General features: G+C 67.4%; 12 protein-coding genes and 1 tRNA gene. All 13 read left to right on the plus strand.

The window, feature by feature from the left end; genetic code table 11:
• The first annotated feature begins 44 nt into the window (after positions 1–44).
• The 13 genes from R2910_00575 (at position 45) to clpP (ending at position 17,759) form a co-directional block, all read left to right on the plus strand.
• Positions 45–2,288, plus strand: a complete 2,244-nt coding sequence (locus R2910_00575; protein ID MEZ4411461.1) for a S9 family peptidase — start codon at positions 45–47, stop codon at positions 2,286–2,288.
• A gap of 21 nt (positions 2,289–2,309) precedes the next feature.
• The gene (locus R2910_00580) at positions 2,310–3,200 is read left to right on the plus strand and encodes a protein phosphatase 2C domain-containing protein (GenBank protein MEZ4411462.1); all 891 of its coding nucleotides are present in this window, start codon (positions 2,310–2,312) and stop codon (positions 3,198–3,200) included.
• Positions 3,201–3,234: 34 nt separating this feature from the next.
• Positions 3,235–4,392 (plus strand): glycosyltransferase family 1 protein, encoded by a 1,158-nt coding sequence (locus R2910_00585; GenBank protein ID MEZ4411463.1) that lies wholly within the window; start codon positions 3,235–3,237, stop codon positions 4,390–4,392.
• Between the two features lie 91 nt (positions 4,393–4,483).
• Complete coding sequence (locus tag R2910_00590) at positions 4,484–5,329, plus strand: tetratricopeptide repeat protein (GenBank protein ID MEZ4411464.1); 846 nt, start codon at positions 4,484–4,486, stop codon at positions 5,327–5,329.
• 41 nt (positions 5,330–5,370) lie between these two features.
• Complete coding sequence (locus tag R2910_00595) at positions 5,371–8,010, plus strand: BamA/TamA family outer membrane protein (GenBank protein ID MEZ4411465.1); 2,640 nt, start codon at positions 5,371–5,373, stop codon at positions 8,008–8,010.
• A gap of 30 nt (positions 8,011–8,040) precedes the next feature.
• Entirely contained in the window at positions 8,041–10,197 is a 2,157-nt protein-coding gene (locus R2910_00600; protein MEZ4411466.1) for a hypothetical protein, read from the plus strand.
• A 208-nt stretch (positions 10,198–10,405) separates the two neighbouring features.
• Complete coding sequence (gene dnaK, locus R2910_00605) at positions 10,406–12,316, plus strand: molecular chaperone DnaK (GenBank protein MEZ4411467.1); 1,911 nt, start codon at positions 10,406–10,408, stop codon at positions 12,314–12,316.
• Between the two features lie 101 nt (positions 12,317–12,417).
• Complete coding sequence (locus R2910_00610) at positions 12,418–14,010, plus strand: trypsin-like peptidase domain-containing protein (GenBank protein MEZ4411468.1); 1,593 nt, start codon at positions 12,418–12,420, stop codon at positions 14,008–14,010.
• 81 nt (positions 14,011–14,091) lie between these two features.
• Positions 14,092–14,586, plus strand: a complete 495-nt coding sequence (locus R2910_00615) for a hypothetical protein (protein ID MEZ4411469.1) — start codon at positions 14,092–14,094, stop codon at positions 14,584–14,586.
• Between the two features lie 4 nt (positions 14,587–14,590).
• Entirely contained in the window at positions 14,591–15,499 is a 909-nt protein-coding gene (locus R2910_00620; protein MEZ4411470.1) for a hypothetical protein, read from the plus strand.
• 20 nt (positions 15,500–15,519) lie between these two features.
• Positions 15,520–15,600, plus strand: a tRNA-Leu gene (locus R2910_00625).
• A gap of 300 nt (positions 15,601–15,900) precedes the next feature.
• Positions 15,901–17,145 (plus strand): trigger factor, encoded by a 1,245-nt coding sequence (gene tig, locus R2910_00630; GenBank protein ID MEZ4411471.1) that lies wholly within the window; start codon positions 15,901–15,903, stop codon positions 17,143–17,145.
• 5 nt (positions 17,146–17,150) lie between these two features.
• A complete protein-coding gene (gene clpP, locus R2910_00635; protein MEZ4411472.1) occupies positions 17,151–17,759 on the plus strand; it encodes an ATP-dependent Clp endopeptidase proteolytic subunit ClpP in 609 nt (202 codons plus the stop codon).
• Positions 17,760–17,771 lie beyond the last annotated feature (12 nt).

Genomic DNA, 17,771 nt, shown 5'->3' on the forward strand with positions numbered 1-17,771 from the left:
TCATGGGACTCCCCCTCTTCACTTGTCACAGGACGTGGACTTCGATGCGCTACCGCACCCTGCCGCTCGTACTGCTCGCTACCACCCTCCTCACTGCCACGAGCGAGGCGCAGGACAAGAAGACCTTTGCCAATGTGACTGAAGCGCTGCAGGCGTCCGGGGCCATGGCCGGCCAATCGGGGCCACGCAGTGTCAACTGGATTGACGGCGGCAAGCGCTATTCCTACACCATTCGTGGGGCCGACGGCGAGGAGATTCGCGCAACCGACCCCGCCACCGGCAGCGACACCCTGCTCTTCTCCGCCAAGGGGGTCACCTTCCCGGACACCGCGGCGCCGTTCCGCTACCGGTCGTTTCAGTTCGCACAGGATTCGAAGCACCTGGTGTTCCAGACCCGGTTCAAGCAGATCTACCGGCGCTCGGGAAGCTCCGACTACTTCGTCTATTCGCTGGCCGACAAGTCCATGCAGCTGGCGGCCAAGGGCGCCCAGACCGGCGAGCTCTCGCCGAACGGGGCGCTCTTCGGGTACGAACTCGGCGGCGACCTGTACGTCCGGGATCTGGCCAGCAACGCCGACAAGCGCCTCACCACCGGGGCCACCGAGACGTTGCACAATGGCCGCTTTGACTGGGTCTACGAGGAAGAGTTCGGGATGGCCCAGGCGTGGAACTGGTCGCCGGACAGCCGGCATCTGGCCTACTGGCAGGTCGACGAGAGCGCCGAGCCGATCATCCAGCTGTCGAACTACGAGGGGGCGCATCCGGAATGGGACAAGCTGCGCATCCCGCAGCCAGGCGACTCCAATCCAAAGGTTCGCATCGGCGTGGTGAATGTCGCCACCGGAAAGCAGGTGTGGCTCGACACCAAGGCCACGGGTGACTTCTACATCCCCCGGATCTACTGGACCAGCGCCCCCGACACGCTGGCGGTGCTTGAGCTGAACCGGAAGCAGAACACCCTCCGGCTCTTCTTCTTCAACGTGAACGATGCAGGCAGCCGGCTGGTGCGGACCTGGACGAGCGACACCTGGCTCGACGTGTACGACTTCTACGCCGGCATCCAGGACATGATGACCTTCCCGGCCGGCAGTCGGGAGTTCTTCTGGATCTCCGACCAGGACGGCTGGCAGCACATCTACCGCTACGACTACTCCGGGAAGCTGATCAACCAGATCACCAGCGGGCCCTACACGGTGACGAGGATCGAGGGCACCGACCCCGCCCGCAAGATGATCTACTACAGCTCCACGGAGGCCTCGCCGCTGCAGCGCCAGCTCTACGCCGTGCGATTTGACGGCAAGGGGAAAAAGCGGCTGACCAAGGCGCCTGGCACCCACGCCATCGACATGGCGCCCAACGCCGGGTACTACATCGATCGCTGGTCGTCCACCACGCAGCCGAGACAGGTCGAGCTGTGGGCCACCGGCGGCAAGTTGCTCAAGCAGCTGGAGGACAACGCGGCCGTCACGACATGGCTGTCGACCAACGCGTATTCCCCCGTGGAACTTTTCCAGTTCACCACTTCCGACGGCCAGGTGCTCGACGGCTCGATGATCAAGCCGCCCGACTTCAACCCGGCCAAGAAGTATCCCGTCATTCTCGCCATCTACGGCAGCCCCGGATCGCAGCAGGTCTATGACCGCTTCGGATCGAACGGGGTGGACCAGTGGCGCGCCCAGCAAGGCTATATCATCGTGGGCCTCAACAACCGGGGCTCCAACAACTACGGCAGCGCCTTCATGAAGCAGGTCTACCGGCACCTCGGGAAGTACGAGGCGATGGATTTTGCGGAGACCGCCCGGTGGTTGTCCAGGCAGTCATATGTGGATGGAAGCCGGATCGCGATCGACGGCACCAGCTATGGCGGATACAGCGTGCTGTACACGATGGCCGCGTACCCGGAGGTATTTGCGTCCGGTATTGCCAACTCGGCGGTCACCGACTGGCGCTTGTACGACACGATTTACACCGAACGGTACATGGACATCCTGCCCGACAACGCCGCGGGTTACGACAGTTCCGCGGTGAACCCCCGGGCCGGGCGCATCAAGGGCAAGCTGCTCGTCATCCATTCGATGATGGACGACAACGTGCATCCCGTGAATACGATGCAGTTCCTGACCGCCGCGACCGACGCCGGCGTGGATGCCGAGCTCCGGATCTACCCGCCGGGGCGCCACGGGGCGGCGTACAACTTCCCCAGCTTCAAGATGATCCAGGAAGTCACCGACCGGTTCCTCGCCCGGACCATCGGCGGCGGGACGACCATGGCCGGGAGCACCCCGTAGGTGCCTTCGAAAGGGGACCGCATGACTGCGTACTCCGAGACGCCTCCAGGTGTGGCCTCGACGCGCAAGCCGACGGACGAGGAAGTCGACGTCTACGGCCTGACACACACGGGCAGTGTCCGGCAGCAGAACCAGGACCACTTCCTGATCGCCTCGCTCAAGCGGCAGGTCCAGATCCACCGGACCAGCCTGCCGGACGGGAGTCGCTGGCCCGCGGCAGAGCGCCTCGCGTTCCTGGCGATGGTGGCTGACGGGGTGGGCGGCAGCTCGCACGGGGAAGAGGCGAGCCGCCTGGCCGTGGAAGCCGTCACCGAATACGTGGCGCAGAGCATGCGAGCCTACTATACCGCGGACGCCGTCGCGGACGACCAGTTCGCGGCCGCCCTTCAGGAGGCGGCCATGCGTACCCACGAGCGCGTGGTCGAGCGCGCCAAGGCCGATCCCGGCGGCCGCAACATGGCCACGACCCTCACGCTCTTTCTCGGCGTCTGGCCGTGGGCGTACCTCCTCCAGCTGGGAGACAGCCGGTGCTATCTCCTGCGGGACGGCGCGCTCACCCAGATCACCCGCGACCAGACCATGGCCCAGGAACTGGTGGACCAGGGGGTGCTGACCCGCGCGGACGCGCCCCGGACCCGATGGGCGCACGTGCTCTCGAGCGCCATCGGCGGCCACCAGACCGCGCCGGTGGTCACGCGCGTGGAGAGCGTCTGGAACCAGGTCTTTCTGCTGTGCAGCGACGGGCTGACGAAGCACGTCTCCGACGAGAAGATCGCGGAACGATTGAAGTCCATGACCTCCTCGCAGCAGGTGTGCGAACAGTTGCTCGCCGATGCGCTGGAAGACGGCGGGAGCGACAACATCTCGATCGTGGTCGGACGGGCGGTGCAGGCGCCCGAGGCGGTCGGGTGACGGCTCGACCGCGCTGCGCCCCTGCCCTCCCCCGGTGACCCTCCCACGCATCCTGCTCGTCAACGATCACCCCGCCGGGGGTGGGATCGGCCGGTATACGCTGGAGCTCCGTCACGCGCTGCGCGCCCTCGCTCCGCCCCCGTTCCGGGTCGACCTCCTGCTCCAGAACGTGCCGGGCCGGGTGGACCCGGACGAATGGCACTCCCCCGAGGACACGCGCGACGGGTCGACCCTGACCGTTCAGCCCCGACCATGGTGGGCCAAGCGCCGGGGATTCGGTACCGTCTACCTGCTCAACTCGCACTGCTACTTTCCGCGGCGCGTCCCGAAAGGGTACGATCTTTACCATTTCTCGAGCCAGATGATGGGGGCCGGCGTGGGGCATGCCGCGCCGGCCGTGGTGACGGTGCATGACCTCATCGCCGTGCGACTCCGTGCCAATCACCCTGGGCTTTCCACCCGATTGCGCCGCCGGCATTTTCGGCCGCTGCGACGGGCGCGAGAACTGATCTTCATTTCGGAGTCCTCTCGCCAGGACTTCCTCTCGGCCTACGACTACCCGGAGTCGCAGACCTGCGTGATCCATCACGGGGTGCGCCCAACCTTCGCCCCGCAGGATCGAGAAGCCAGTCGACGCGCGCTTGGCCTGGAGCCGGGCCGCCCGGTCCTGCTGCACGTCGGAAGCGAGGAGCGGCGCAAGAACGTGGAGACGCTGCTCGACGCGATCGCCCTGCTGGTGCGGCGACATCCCGACCTCCTGCTGCTCCGGGTTGGCGGTTCGAGTGCGCGAAGTCGCAAGCGGATTGCCCGGCACCATCTCGAGCGCCACGTCCGCTATCTCCCCAGCCTCCCCGAGGACCGGCTCGTCGGCGCGTACGCCGCGGCCGACCTCTTCGTCTTTCCGTCCTACTTCGAGGGGTTCGGTCTTCCCGTGCTTGAGGCGATGAGCGTGGGCTGCCCCGTCATTGCAGCCCGGGCGACGTCAATCCCGGAAGTGACGGGCGACGCGGCCGTCCTGGTCGAGCCGATGGATGCGGTCGCGCTCGCCGATGCCATCGACGGCTTGCTCGGCGATCCGGCCCGACGCGCCTCCCTCACCCGGGCCGGTATTGCGCGCGCCGCCCCGTTCACCTGGGACCGCGCCGCACGGCAGACCGCGGCGGCGTACCGGCGGGCGCTGGACGCCCGCTGACGGCCCCCGACTTCCTCGCTGCCCGAGGGTAACGTATCATTGGTGCTGTGGCGCCGACCGCACGAGCCTCCTTCACACGGAAACGAGTGACATGCCCAACATCGCCGAGTTTCATCCGCAGATCGTCCACTTCATCGTGGTCCTTGGCTTCGTCGGCGTTGGGCTCCGGATTCTCTCGCTGCTGGTGAAGGTCGAGTGGTTCAAGCCCGCCGCCACGCTGGCGCTGTTGGCCGCCGCCACGGCCGGCGTGCTGGCGGCCCGTTCCGGCTCCGAGGCGCACGGGCCCGCCGAACGGATCCCAGGCGCGCGTGCGGCCGTGCAGGAGCACGAGGAACTCGGGGAGCGGGCGCGGAATCTCTTCCTCGTCGTCGCCGGCTTTGAAATCCTCGCGCTCGCCGTGCGCAAGCGGGAAAAGGTGCGGCGGATCGCGCTGGTCGGCTCCGCCGTCGCGGGCGTCGTCGCCGCCTTCTTTCTTTTTGAGGCGGCAGAGCATGGGGGTCGAGTGGTGTACGGGTATGCTGGTGGCGTCGGCACCCGCTCCGGGGATCCCGCGGACGTCAAACACCTGCTCGTCGCCGGGCTGTACAACGGGGCGCGCGCCAAACGGGAGGCCGGCGACACGGCGAGTGCCGCCCGGCTGACCGAGGAACTCGCCCGGCAGATGCCGGAGGATTTCGGCGTGCAACTGCTTGCCGCACGGTCCCAGCTGGTTGACCTGCACGACCCAGCCGCGGCCATGGCGGTGCTGGACCGCATGCAGGTTCCCGCGGACAATCCCCGCATGGCGCTGCAGGCGGGCATGCTCCGAAGCGACGTCTACGTGGCGATGGGCCAGCCGGACTCAGCGCGCGCCGTCCTGCAGCAGCTGACGGCCCAATACCCGGACAATCCCATGGTGAAGCGGGTGATCGGGGAGGCCAGCGCAAAGCTGCCCTAGCGACGGGCCATCGTCTCCCGCGCGGTGTATTATTCGCGGTGATGACCGGACCCGCCGTCGACCTGCCCGATCAGTTGCCTCATCCAGTGGAGAGCCTTGCGGTGCAACCTGCGAACTCGATCCGCCGGACTTGTCGCTCGCTGGCACCGGTGTTGGTCCTGCTCGCGCTGTCGGCCACCACCGCCGCGGCCCAGGGAGCACCGGTCACGCGGGACAGCATCACGGTGGCCCCAGGCCCGCAGTTCAGCACGACCTCCTGGATCCGGTGGCTCGGGACCCCGATGTTCGGCTCGCGCTATCGCGATCTCTGGCGCACACCCATCACACTCCCCCTCCTCGATTTGGCGGCCACGGCCGGGGGACTGGCGGTGTCCGGCCGCGGCGCGGGCATGCAGGCGGGGTTCATCTACCTCACGGGTGCAGATGGGTCCCACTGGGTCTTTTACCCGCTGGACCGCCCGGAACCGCACTCCTTTCCGGCGGGTGTCGTGCCCGAGGCGGTCGGTGACGGGCTCGTCACCGACCTGGTGAGCGGACGGAACCCCGCTGGTCCGCTCGTGGCGGCTGCGTTGGCCGAGGCGGCTGACGTGCCGAACCAGGACGCCTGGCTGGTGGCGGTGCCGGCCGGCTCGGGGCTGCAGCTCGTGGCGGCCGGGGACTCGGCACGCGCCGGCTACCTGATCCGCGGCGACCCGGTTGCGACCACCGACTCCACCGGGCCGGTGACGGACGGCACCGTCATCACCGCCCGGGCCTTCCTGCACCGGGTCCTGACGCAGCCGCAGGAGCGGATCGACGCGCGCGCCGTGTTGGTGGCGGTCCTCTTCAACGCATACGTCGGCAACCTCAATCCACGCTTTCTCGAGTGGCGATGGCAGGCCGCGGTCGAGGATTCGGGCGTCCGCTGGCGGCCCCTCGGGCTCTTTCGGGCGACGGCCCTCTCCAAGTACAACGGCATCGTATCCAGCGCCTGGCGGCCGCTCGCCCCCGACCTGGTCAACTTCGGGAAGAAGTACCCGCACGTCGTGACGGGGAACTCCGACCAGCAGAGCGCGTACCGGCTGATGGTGGGATCCCTCGCCCGATCCACCTGGGACTCGGTGGCAATGTCGTTGCAGGAGCGGCTGACCGACTCGGTCATTGATGCGGCGGTGGCCCGCATGCCCTCCGCGTACCAGGGCAAGGTCGGGACGGATATCGCGAGCGGGCTGCGGCATCGGCGGGATCACATGTCGACGCTGGTCGATCGCATGTATCGGCAGGTGCGCCAGGACGCCGAGATCTACGCGACGACCGCATCGGACCGCGTCGTCCTGCAGTGGGACGGAAGGGACTCGCTCGCCGTCCGCATCGGCACCAGGCGTCCGGCGCCATATCTGGCGCGTGAGACCAACCGGCTGACGCTCTTCCTGGGAACGGGAACGGACACGCTCGAGGTGGTGGGCGGGCCAGGGAAGGCGCCCGCCGTGCGGATCGCACCGCTGCCGGGGGAGTCCCTGTTCGTCACCGGGTCCGGCGATCAGCGAGCGCTGACCATCTTCGGCAAGTCGGCCGACATGATCACCGACCGGCCCGGCGACCTGCGAATCCAGTCCCGCACGCTGACCGATCCCCTCGCCCTCATCGACAGCACGGGGGAGGAGCGGTCCGATGTCCCGCGGACCTACCACCCCACGGGCTGGCTCGCGCTCACCTCCGGGGTCGGCCTGCTCATCGGTGGTGGGGTGGTCCGGACCGACTGGTCGGGTGATGCCCGGCCGTACCGCAATCGCCTCACCCTCCGCGCCGCCTACGGTTCCGACTCGAAGCACGGCGTGGTGGAGCTCCTGGGCGATTTTCGCTTCGCGCGCTCCCCGCTCCAGCTGCAGGTCGAAGCGGTCGCGTCCGGCGTCGGGGCGGTCTATTTCTATGGGTACGGCAACCAGACGCCCGGCGACAGTGCCAACGCGTATTACCGAGCGGGACGGAACCTCTACGGGCTGGCGCCGACACTGCTCCTTCCCCTGTCGGACCGGATCAAGGTCGGGGTGGGAATCGAGCTCAAATCGGTGAATACCCCACTGGACAGCAACCTCTACATCGGCATTGCGCAACCGTACGGCAGCCCGGACTTCGGGGAGGCGGGCTTCACGGGCGAGTTTGTCCTCGACACCCGGGACGTCCGGGGCGCCCCCCGCAAGGGCGTGCTCGCCAGCGTGACCGGCGGCTGGTATCCCTGGGTGAAGGACGGGAGCGGTGACTTCACAACCGTCTCCAGCTCGCTCGCGACCTATCTCACCCCCCGCTGGTGGCAGGCCATGACTGTGGCGACCCGGATCGGCGGCACCACGACGTCCGGCAGCGTTCCGTACTATCAGGCGGCGTTCGTGGGCGGCGGGCGCACGGTGCGGGGACTGCCACAGGGCCGGTACGAAGGCGACCACTCGCTCTACGGAAACCTGGACCTCCGCCTCCGGGTCACACAGATCCAGTTCGTACTGCCCTGGGACTTCGGGGTGCTGGGGCTGGCTGACGTCGGCCGGGTCTGGGTGACCGGTGAGCAGTCCAACGTCTGGCATCCGAGCTTCGGTGGAGGACTCTGGGCCGCCCTCCTGGACCGCTCCCTCGCGGCGAGCCTCACCGTGGCGGGCGGCGCCGGACAGGGGATCTTCATCAACGCGCTCGGCGGGTTCACCTTCTAGTCTCGCGTCTCTCGCGACGGACGACTGCTCATGCTACCCATCCTCCTGATCCTGGCCCAGGCCGCGAGCCAACTGCCCGACACCACCGGCTACGCGACACCGGAGCTCCGTGCCCTCCTTGAGCGCGCCGCGGCCGTGAACGCCACGCCGCCCGCGGACTTCAGGGCACTTACCGCCCGGTACGAGTCCGAAGTGGCCCTGGTCAAGCTGCTCCCGGGTCGGATTCAGGGCGCCTCTACCATCGAGCAGACGGCCGGTATTTTCACGTGGGTGGCCGACAGTGGCTTTGGGCAGCATCAGCTGGGCTACCGCGTCGTGACCACCGGGGTGCCCCTCCCCGGATCGGCGGCGCTGACCAATGGGTGGATCATCCCGACCCTCACTGGAGAGAAGTGGAGCCTGTTCGGGTCCTCGAGCGGCGCCAAGACGGCCGTCGGAGCCGACTCCGGCGGTGACTACTCGGCGTGGTCGCCGCTCGGCGCGAGCCGCGACCAGTTCTACCGGTTTGAGGGCGGCGACACCGTCACTATCGCCTTTCCGACCGGCCCCGAGGCCCGGATGGTTCGGATCGCGGTCTGGCCACGCGAGGCCGGCACCACGCGTGAAAAAGTGTTCCGCGGAGACATCTACCTGGATCCTGAAACTGGTGTGCTTCGGCGGGTGCGGGGCCAGTTCCTCACCATCGGCGGCCCCCCAGAATCCGGACGCGCGAAGTTTCTCAACAAGCTTGCCCTGAACGGCGCCATCGCGGATCTCGTGACCACGGAAGTTCCGGGCGCGGGCTGGATTCCCACGTACCAGCGGATCGACCTCGAGGTCCTGATTCCGCTCACGACGGAGAGCTGGAGCATTCTCCGCGTCATGACGCGCCTCGGGGACATGGAGGCCGTCGTGGCTGCGCCCGGCGCACCCCCGGGAACCCTGCCGGCGCTCCAGCCAGGCCGCTCCGTGACCACCAAGGACAGCCTCCACGACTTCCGCGGGTGGAAGCTGCCGCCCAACACGCCGATGAACTCGGTGGAAACCGCCGACCTCTTCAGCGTCGGGCCCCTCGCGTTTCGGCCGGATGGCCCGCCCGAGTATCTCTGGCGCGGCCCCACCACGCTTGAGGCACTTCGGTTCAACCGGGTGGAAGGGCTGTACGTCGGCGTCTCCGGCACCATGTACTTCCGGGACGCCGTGCCGGGACTCAAGGTGCGCGGAACCGCCGGGTATGCCATGTGGCCCGGGCTGCCCCGTGGCGGCATTTCGGCCACCCTCGGCCGACCGCGCTGGGCCACGAACGTGACCGCCATGCGAGACCTGGATCTCACCACGAAGTTTGCCGACCCGCTCGACTACAACCGCGGCGTGCGCGCCCTCTTCCAGCAGGACAACTACGACTACGTCGACCGGCGGACCATCGGGGTTGGTGGCGAGTGGTTCTTCAACCCCCTGAACCCCGGCGGGGTGACGGCCCGCGTCGACTGGATCGACGACCGCCGCACCGTGGCGGACCTCTCGACCGGCCCCCTCGGCCAGACCTACACGATCAACCCGAACGTGGTGGCCTATGAGTACCCCCGCGTCCAGGTCGGCGTGCACTGGCACCCGGAAATCAGTTCGCACTTCACGAAGACAGGCGTCGCGTTGCACGCCACTTATGAGGCGGGCGGGGGCGACTTGCCCTATCAGCGGATCCAGGCCGGCTTCGTCGTCCGACTCAACTGGAAGATCGTCACCTTCACCATGGTCGCCGATGGCGGCACCACGATCTCCAACAATCCGCCCACGCAGCAGCTGTTCCTCATCGGCGGCTCCGGTTCGATGCCCGGGTACGATTACGACCAGTTTGGCGGCAATGTGGGCGCGCTGAGTCGCTGGATGCTGGCGGTCCCGCTGCCCTTCCTCCAGACGCCGCTCAAAATCGGGAACGCGACCATCCCGCCGATCGCGCCCAACCTGTCATACCGGTTCTATGCCGGATACACCGATACGACCAACGACGCGGCGCAGGCGGCGCTGAATGCGGTCGGGAGCCAGACCGTCAACGGCGTGAATCAGCCCTTTTCCGTGGTCTCCGATGGGGTCAAGACGACCCAGGAGATCCGATTGAGCCTCTTCGGCACCCTGCTTGGCTTCGGCGTGGCACGCCCGACGGACGGGGGCGCCTGGACGTTTACCTTCGCATTCGCACAGTCGTTCTAGCGATCCTGCCGCCCTCCCCGCCCGGCCCGGCTGTCCGGGTCGGGCGCGTTGTATATCATTCCATATAAACAAGATACGTGTCTGTCATAATGGCAGAGAATCACGGTATGGGGGTTGCCTTGAGGGTGGGCAACTCTGCCCGCCCTGAGCCTGTGGCCTCCAGCCGCCGGTCGGCGTGCGTGATTTCCCGAGAAAGGAATCCGACAGCATGGCCTCGAAAATCATTGGAATCGACCTCGGCACCACCAACTCCGTGGTGGCCGTCATGGAAGGCGGCGACCCCGTCGTCATCCCCAACGCCGAGGGTGGTCGCACTACCCCGTCGGTGGTGGCGTTCACGAAGGACGGGGAACGCCTGGTGGGTCAGGTGGCCAAGCGGCAGGCGGTCACCAACCCGAAGCAGACCATTTTTTCCATCAAGCGGTTCATGGGACGTCGGACCGGCGAGGTGAAGGAGGAGGCCAGCCGCGTCCCCTACCCGGTCGCCGACGGCGCCAACGGGCTGGCGGCCGTGGAAATCCAGGGCAAGAAGTACACACCCCCGGAAATTTCCGCGATGATCCTCCAGAAGATGAAGCAGACGGCGGAGGACTACCTCGGCACCACGGTCACCGAGGCCGTCATCACCGTGCCGGCGTACTTCAACGACTCGCAGCGCCAGGCCACCAAGGATGCCGGCAAGATTGCCGGCCTCGACGTCAAGCGGATCATCAACGAGCCGACGGCGGCGGCCCTGGCGTACGGCCTCGAGAAGAAGAAGGACGAGAAGATCGCCGTCTTCGACCTGGGCGGCGGCACCTACGACATCTCCGTGCTCGAGCTTGCCGAGGGTGTCTTCGAGGTCAAGAGCACCAACGGCGACACCCACCTCGGCGGCGACGACTTTGACCAGCGGGTCATCGACTGGCTCGTCACCGAGTTCAAGAAGGATCAGGGCATCGACCTTTCCAAGGACCCGATGGCGCTCCAGCGCCTGAAGGAGGCCGCGGAAAAGGCCAAGATGGAGCTCTCGAGCACCCAGCAGACCGACATCAACCTGCCGTTCATCACGGCCGACCAGTCGGGGCCGAAGCACCTGAACTACAACCTGACCCGCGCCAAGTTTGAGCAGCTGGTGGACGACCTCATCCAGCGGACCATGCCGCCGATGCAGCAGGCGCTCAAGGACGCCGGGCTCGACCCGAAGAGCATCGACGAGGTGATTCTCGTCGGCGGCTCGACGCGCATTCCGAAGATCCAGGAAGTGGTCAAGGAGTTCTTCGGCAAGGAGCCGAACCGCTCGGTCAATCCCGACGAGGTGGTGGCCATCGGCGCGGCGATCCAGGGCGGCGTCCTCGGCGGCGACGTGAAGGACGTGCTCCTGCTGGATGTCACTCCGCTTTCGCTCGGCATCGAGACGCTCGGCGGCGTGACCACCATCCTGATCCCGCGGAACACGACCATCCCGACCAAGAAGTCGGAGGTCTTCTCCACCGCCGAGGACAACCAGACCACGGTCGAGATTCACGTCCTGCAGGGCGAGCGGCAGATGGCGGTGGACAACCGGACCATCGGGAAGTTCCAGCTCACCGGGATCCCGCCGGCACCGCGCGGCATGCCGCAGGTGGAGGTGGCGTTCGACATCGACGCGAACGGCATCCTGCACGTGTCGGCCAAGGACAAGACCACGGGCAAGGAGCAGAAGATCAAGATCGAGGCGTCCAGCGGACTGTCCGACCAGGACATCGAGAAGATGGTCAAGAGCGCCGAGGCCCACGCCACCGACGACAAGAAGCGGCGCGACGAGATCGAGGCGCGCAACCAGCTCGACGGCCTGATGTACAAGGTTGAGAAGGACAGCAAGGAGTGGGTGGACCGGCTCTCCGAAGACGCCAAGTCCAAGCTGGACAATGCCTTGGAAGGCGGCAAGGGCGCCCTGAAGACCGGCGACCCGGATCTTATCCGCCGGGCCTTGGACGAGCTGAACGCGGCCTACTCCGCGGCTGGAGCCTCGCTGTACCAGAGCGCCCAGGGCACCGCGGAGCCGGCAGCCGATGGCGCCGGGCCGGCGGAAGGCGCGGCCCCGGCGGAGGATGTCGTCGAGGCCGACTACGAGATCGTGGACGACACCAAGAAGTAGCGCGCGACTGAAACCTTTTCCTGCGCATCCGGGTTATGATGGAATAGCCCGGCTGCGCCGGGAAGTGCATTCATACGCCAACAACTGAGAGAGTCCCCCTCATGTCCGTTCGCACCCGCAATTGGCTCAAGTTTGGAAGTCTCGTCGGCCTCGCCTTCATGCTGGGCCTCCTCTTCGCCGGCGTCCTGGAGTTGCCGGGCGCCACTCAGGCCCAGTCCCAGTCGGGCTTGCTGGCCCAGCCCGCAAGCTTCCAGTCGGCCGTCCCGGCGGTCACACGCCAGCCGGTCCCCTCCAACGGGTCCGCCGCCAGCATGCTCGTCGCCCTGAGCGACGCGTTCGCCGACGTGGCCGAGGGGGTGAAGCCCAGCGTCGTCGTCGTTCGTTCCCAGAAGACCAGCGCCGCACCCCAGGCGCAGCTGCCACCCGAGATGCAGCGCTTCTTTCCGCATAACCGGCAGGGACCACGGGTCGAGCAGAGCGGCGGCACCGGCGTCGTGGTATCCACCGATGGCCTCGTCCTGACGAACAATCACGTCGTCGAAGGGGCGGACAAGGTGACCGTCGAGCTGCCCGACCGCCGCGTGTTCAATGCAACGGTCGTGGGAACCGACCCGAACACCGACGTCGCGGTCGTGCGGATCAAGGCCACCGGCCTGAAGCCCGTGGTGCTTGGCAACAGTGACGACGCGCGGGTCGGCGAATGGGTCCTGGCCATCGGGAACCCGCTGGGCAACGCCCTGACGTTCACCGTGACCAGCGGCATCATCAGCGCCACCGGTCGCGGGCTGATTGGCCTGCCAAACCGCTCGCAGGGCAGCATCCAGGACTTCATCCAGACCGATGCCGCCATCAACCCCGGCAACTCCGGCGGTCCGCTGATCAACGTCCGCGGCGAGGTGATTGGCATCAACTCCGCCATCGCCAGCGAGACCGGGCTCAACGCCGGCTACGGATTCGCGATTCCGATCAACCTGGCGCGGAACGTCATGGAACAGCTGGTCAGCACCGGCCACGTGGAGCGCGCCGCCCTGGGCATCACGATCCGAGACGCCGGGCCCAACGACGCCGCCTACGTCGGGCTGGCCGAAATTCGTGGCGTGAAGGTCGAGACGTTCTCGCCCAATTCGCCCGCCGAGACCGCCGGCCTCCGTCCAGGCGACATCATCATCAGCGTGGACGGGAAGCCGGTCAACTACACGGCCCAGCTGCAGACCGCCATCGGGTTCATGCGCCCGGGGCAGGTCGTCCAGGTGGAAGTCGCCCGGAAGGGTGGCGCCCGCAAGACCTACGCGGTGAAGCTCACCGCCCTGAACGTCCCCGAGGTGGCCCAGGGCCCGTCGGCACAACCGGACGAAGAGGCCGCGCCGGAAGCGGGGGCCGTGATCGCCCCGCTCGGCATCACCGTCCAGAAGATTTCGGCGGACGACGCGGCACAAATGGGGCTTCCGCGCGGAACTGGCGGCCTCGTGGTCCTGGATGTCACGCCGGACGGTCCCTCCTGGGGGGTCCTCAGCGCCACCCGCGCCGGCGGTCCGCCAGAAGTGATCCTGAGCGTCGAGGGGAAGCCGGTCTCGGATGAAGCGGAGCTCCGCGCCGCGCTTGCAAAGCCTGGCCCCGGCGGCATCGTGACGCTCGATGTCCTGCGTCCGACCAGCAATCAGCGCCGGATCGAACGGATCAAGCTGGCTGAATAGCGCCTCCACGGGCGTGGGACGGGGCGGTATTGGGGCACGGCGTGCCGTGCCCCAATACCGCCTCGATGCTTACATTACGGGGTGAATTCCCGTACCCCCTTCCGCTGGGCCGTGCTGGCCCTCACTTTGGCCTGTTCCCCGGACGTCCAACCGGACGCCGGGAGTCCCTGGCTCACCGACAGCGATTTCGTGGTGGCCGGCTTGCCCGACGACGCCGACTCCGTTGAGATACTGGCGGTACTCGGCGAACCCGATTCCATCATTTCGCTTCCGGACCCCGACGAGCCGGACATTGAACTGCTGGCGTGGGTGTATCCGGACCTCGCCGTTGCGCTGGCCGATGATGGGCTCCGCTACGGCATCACCCTGACCAGCCCCAACGCGGTCACTGCCCGCGGGTTGCACCCTGGCGACCCTGAGACGCGGGTGCTCGAGCTCTACGGCCGCCCCAGGCGCGGGACGGCAGCCACGTGGGACTATGTCGCCACGGACGATCCCGACGGTCTGCATGTCATGCGTGTGGGGCTGGAAGACGGGCGCGTCTCGTGGATCTTTCTCGGCTGGCTTCTGGAGTGACATCATGACGGGTCGTTCCCGCCTCCTTCGAGTGGTCGAAACCGCCGAGCGTTTACCGCCGGCGCTCCAGCCTCCGTTCTGGGGGGCGCTGCTCGGCCTGGCGGTCACGGCAGGGCTGGTTCTTGCCAGCGTGCCACTGTGGCTCGTCCAGGGGCGCGCGGATATCCCGGCCGCGATCCTCGACATGGGGACGGCCGGACTCGTGGCCGGGGCAGCCGGTGGTGCCATCGCCCTCGTCCTGGCCGGACTGCGCAATGCGGGGCCGCTGGGCTACTACGCCCTCTGGATCATTGCGAACGCCGGCGCGGCACTGATTTACCTGGGCCTCCTCCGCCTCCTGGGCCGGGGAGAGGTGCTCGGGCTCAACCGAACATTTGCCCCGCTCATCGTTGCCGGGCTCGGCGCCCTGAACGGGCTGATCGTGGCCCGGGCGCTCGGGCGGAGCGGCCGGGAGTCGTACGGAGAATTCCGCACGTCCGCCAACCTGGTGGCCGGGGCGCTTCTCGCGGAGACGGCGGATCTCGAGCGGCGGGCACGAACCAATCCCGCGGCGGCCAACGACCTCGACCGTGTGCGGCAGGCCGAGCCAAGTGAGGCCTACCTGCGGCTGCTGGAACGGGTCGGCCGGCGGCTGGAAGCCCTGCCCGCTGATGACGTCGATGCGCGCCACGCGCGAGAGCATGTGGCCGAACTCGTCACCCGCGTCCGAGAGGACGTCCAGCGGCTGGCGACAGACCCCGAGTTTGCCGCGGAGCTGAAGCATCGGCAGGAGGTCGCCGAGGAACTGTTCAAGAAGGAACTCGAGCGCGAGGCCAGGCGACTGCGGAAGTCGGGGGAGGACTCGCCGGAGGCGAAGGAGACGCTCGGAGCCATCGAGCGCGAGCTACGGGGAGGCTCCAGCGGGGACTCCTGACCCGTCCTGATTCAAGATCGGCGACCGTGGCGGAATGGCAGACGCGCCTGGCTTAGGACCAGGTGGGGAAACCCGTGGGGGTTCGAGTCCCTCCGGTCGCACTCAACCCAAGGGAGGTCACATCACGACCCGCATCGTCGTCAATCCCAACGGCCCCATCCGGATCGAGGGCGACTTCTCGATAGTGGACGTGGAAGGGACCGCGTTTGGCCTCGGGGGCCGGTCCACGATCACCCTGTGCCGGTGTGGTCACTCCGCCAACAAACCGTTCTGCGATGGGGCACATGCCCGTGAGGGGTTTCGGGAGCCAGCCGTCGCCCGGGACCTCCCTCCCCGCCCGGGGAGCTGACCCGCAAGCCTCGTTTGCCCGGGTCACGGCGGCCGGGTAGATTTCCCCCGCCATGACAACTATCACGATCGAAACGACCAGCGGCGACGCCGCGTCAAAGTCCCTCCAGGTGACCGTGCCGGCCGAGCGCGTGCGCTTGGCCGAGGACCGGGCAGTCCAGCAGGTCTCCCGCAACGTGCGCCTCCCCGGCTTCCGGAAGGGTCACGCCCCCCCGGCCATCGTTCGGAAGCGCTACCACGACGCCATCCGGCAGACCGTGCTGGACGAGGTCATCCGCGAAAGCTGGGACCAGGCGCGGGAGTCCGAGTCGCTCAAGCCGGTGGCCGACCCCTCGGTCCGCAACCTCAAGTTTGACGAGGGCGGCGCCATCGAGTTCGAGCTGCACGTCGAGGTGCGGCCGGAGGTTACCGTCGCCACGGTTGGTGGGTTCACGCTGACCCGCGAAGTGTCCGAGGTCACCGACGAGCAGGTGGACGAGCAGCTCGGGCGGCTCCGCGAGCAGAAGGCCACCTGGCTTCCGGTGGAGGGGCAGAAGCCCAGCCCCGGCCAGATGGTCCAGGTCGACGTCACCGCGCTCGACGACGATGCGTCACCCGAGCCGCAGCCGCATTCGATCGTGCTCGGCGAAGGGCAGGCCTTGCCGGCCCTCGAAGAGCGAATCATGGAACTCCAGCCCGGCGAGGTGGCGGAGACGGAAGTCCGGCTCCCCGACGACCATCCGGACGAGAGCCGCCGCGGGAAGGTGCGCAAGCTCCGGGTCGCACTCCACGAGGTGAAGCGGCAGGACCTGCCCCCGCTCGACGACGCCTTTGCGCGTGAGGTCGGGGACTTCGAGGACCTCGCCGCCCTGCGTGCGGCGGTGCGCTCCGATCTCGGGCAGGACGCCGTGCGCGAGGCCGACGCCCGGGTTCGGGATCAGCTGATCCAGAAGCTGGTCGAGGCGAACAACATCGAGGCGCCCCCGTCGCTCGTGCATCGCGTCATTCACGGCTACTTGCACGCCTACGGCGTGCCGCACGAGAAGGAGCCGGAGTTCGCGGCGCAGTTCCAGCCGGTGGCTGAGGCCCAGGTCCGGCGCGACCTCGTCCTGGCCGCCGTTGCCGAAGCCGAGAGCCTCTACGCGACCGAAGCCGACGTCGACGCCCGGATCGCGGCAATGGCCGAGGCCCGCAACGTGCCAGCGGGTCAGGTCTACGCGTCACTACAGAAGGCCAAGCGACTGCCGGAACTCGAGCGCGCCATCACCGAAGACAAGGTCTTCGGCTACCTGCTGCAGCAATCCACCGTGGAAGGGTGAGTCCAGTGTCAGTTTATCCCCCGTACATCATCGAGCGGTCCAGCCGCGGCGAGCGGACCTACGACATCTTCAGCCGCCTGCTGATGGACCGTATCGTGTTCCTTGGCGCCGGCATCAACGACGACGTCGCCAACATCATCATCGCCCAGCTGCTCTTTCTCGAGGCGGACAATCCGGAGAAGGACATCTACCTCTACCTGAACAGCCCGGGCGGAGTGGTCTCCAGCGGCATGGCCATCTACGACACGATGCAGCATCTCCGGGCGCCGGTGAACACGATCTGCATGGGCATGGCGGCCTCCATGGGGTCCTTCCTCCTCTCGGCGGGTGCCAAGGGAAAGCGGAGTGCCCTGCCCCACAGCCGCATCATGATTCATCAGCCGTCCGGCGGCGCCCAGGGCACCGCCTCGGACATCGAAATCCAGGCTAGAGAGATCCTCTACCTGCGCTCTAAGATGAATCAGCTCTACAGCTTACACACCGGCCAGCCGATCGAGACGATCGAGCGCGACATGGACCGGGACCGGTTCATGAGCGCGGAAGAGGCCAAGGAATACGGCCTGATTGACACGGTCTTTGAGCCCCACAAGGATTGGCTCGCCCCCCAGGCCTAGCCTTGACGCCCC

The organism is Gemmatimonadales bacterium, assembly GCA_041390145.1.
In the GTDB taxonomy this organism is placed as follows: Bacteria; Gemmatimonadota; Gemmatimonadetes; order Gemmatimonadales; family GWC2-71-9; genus SPDF01.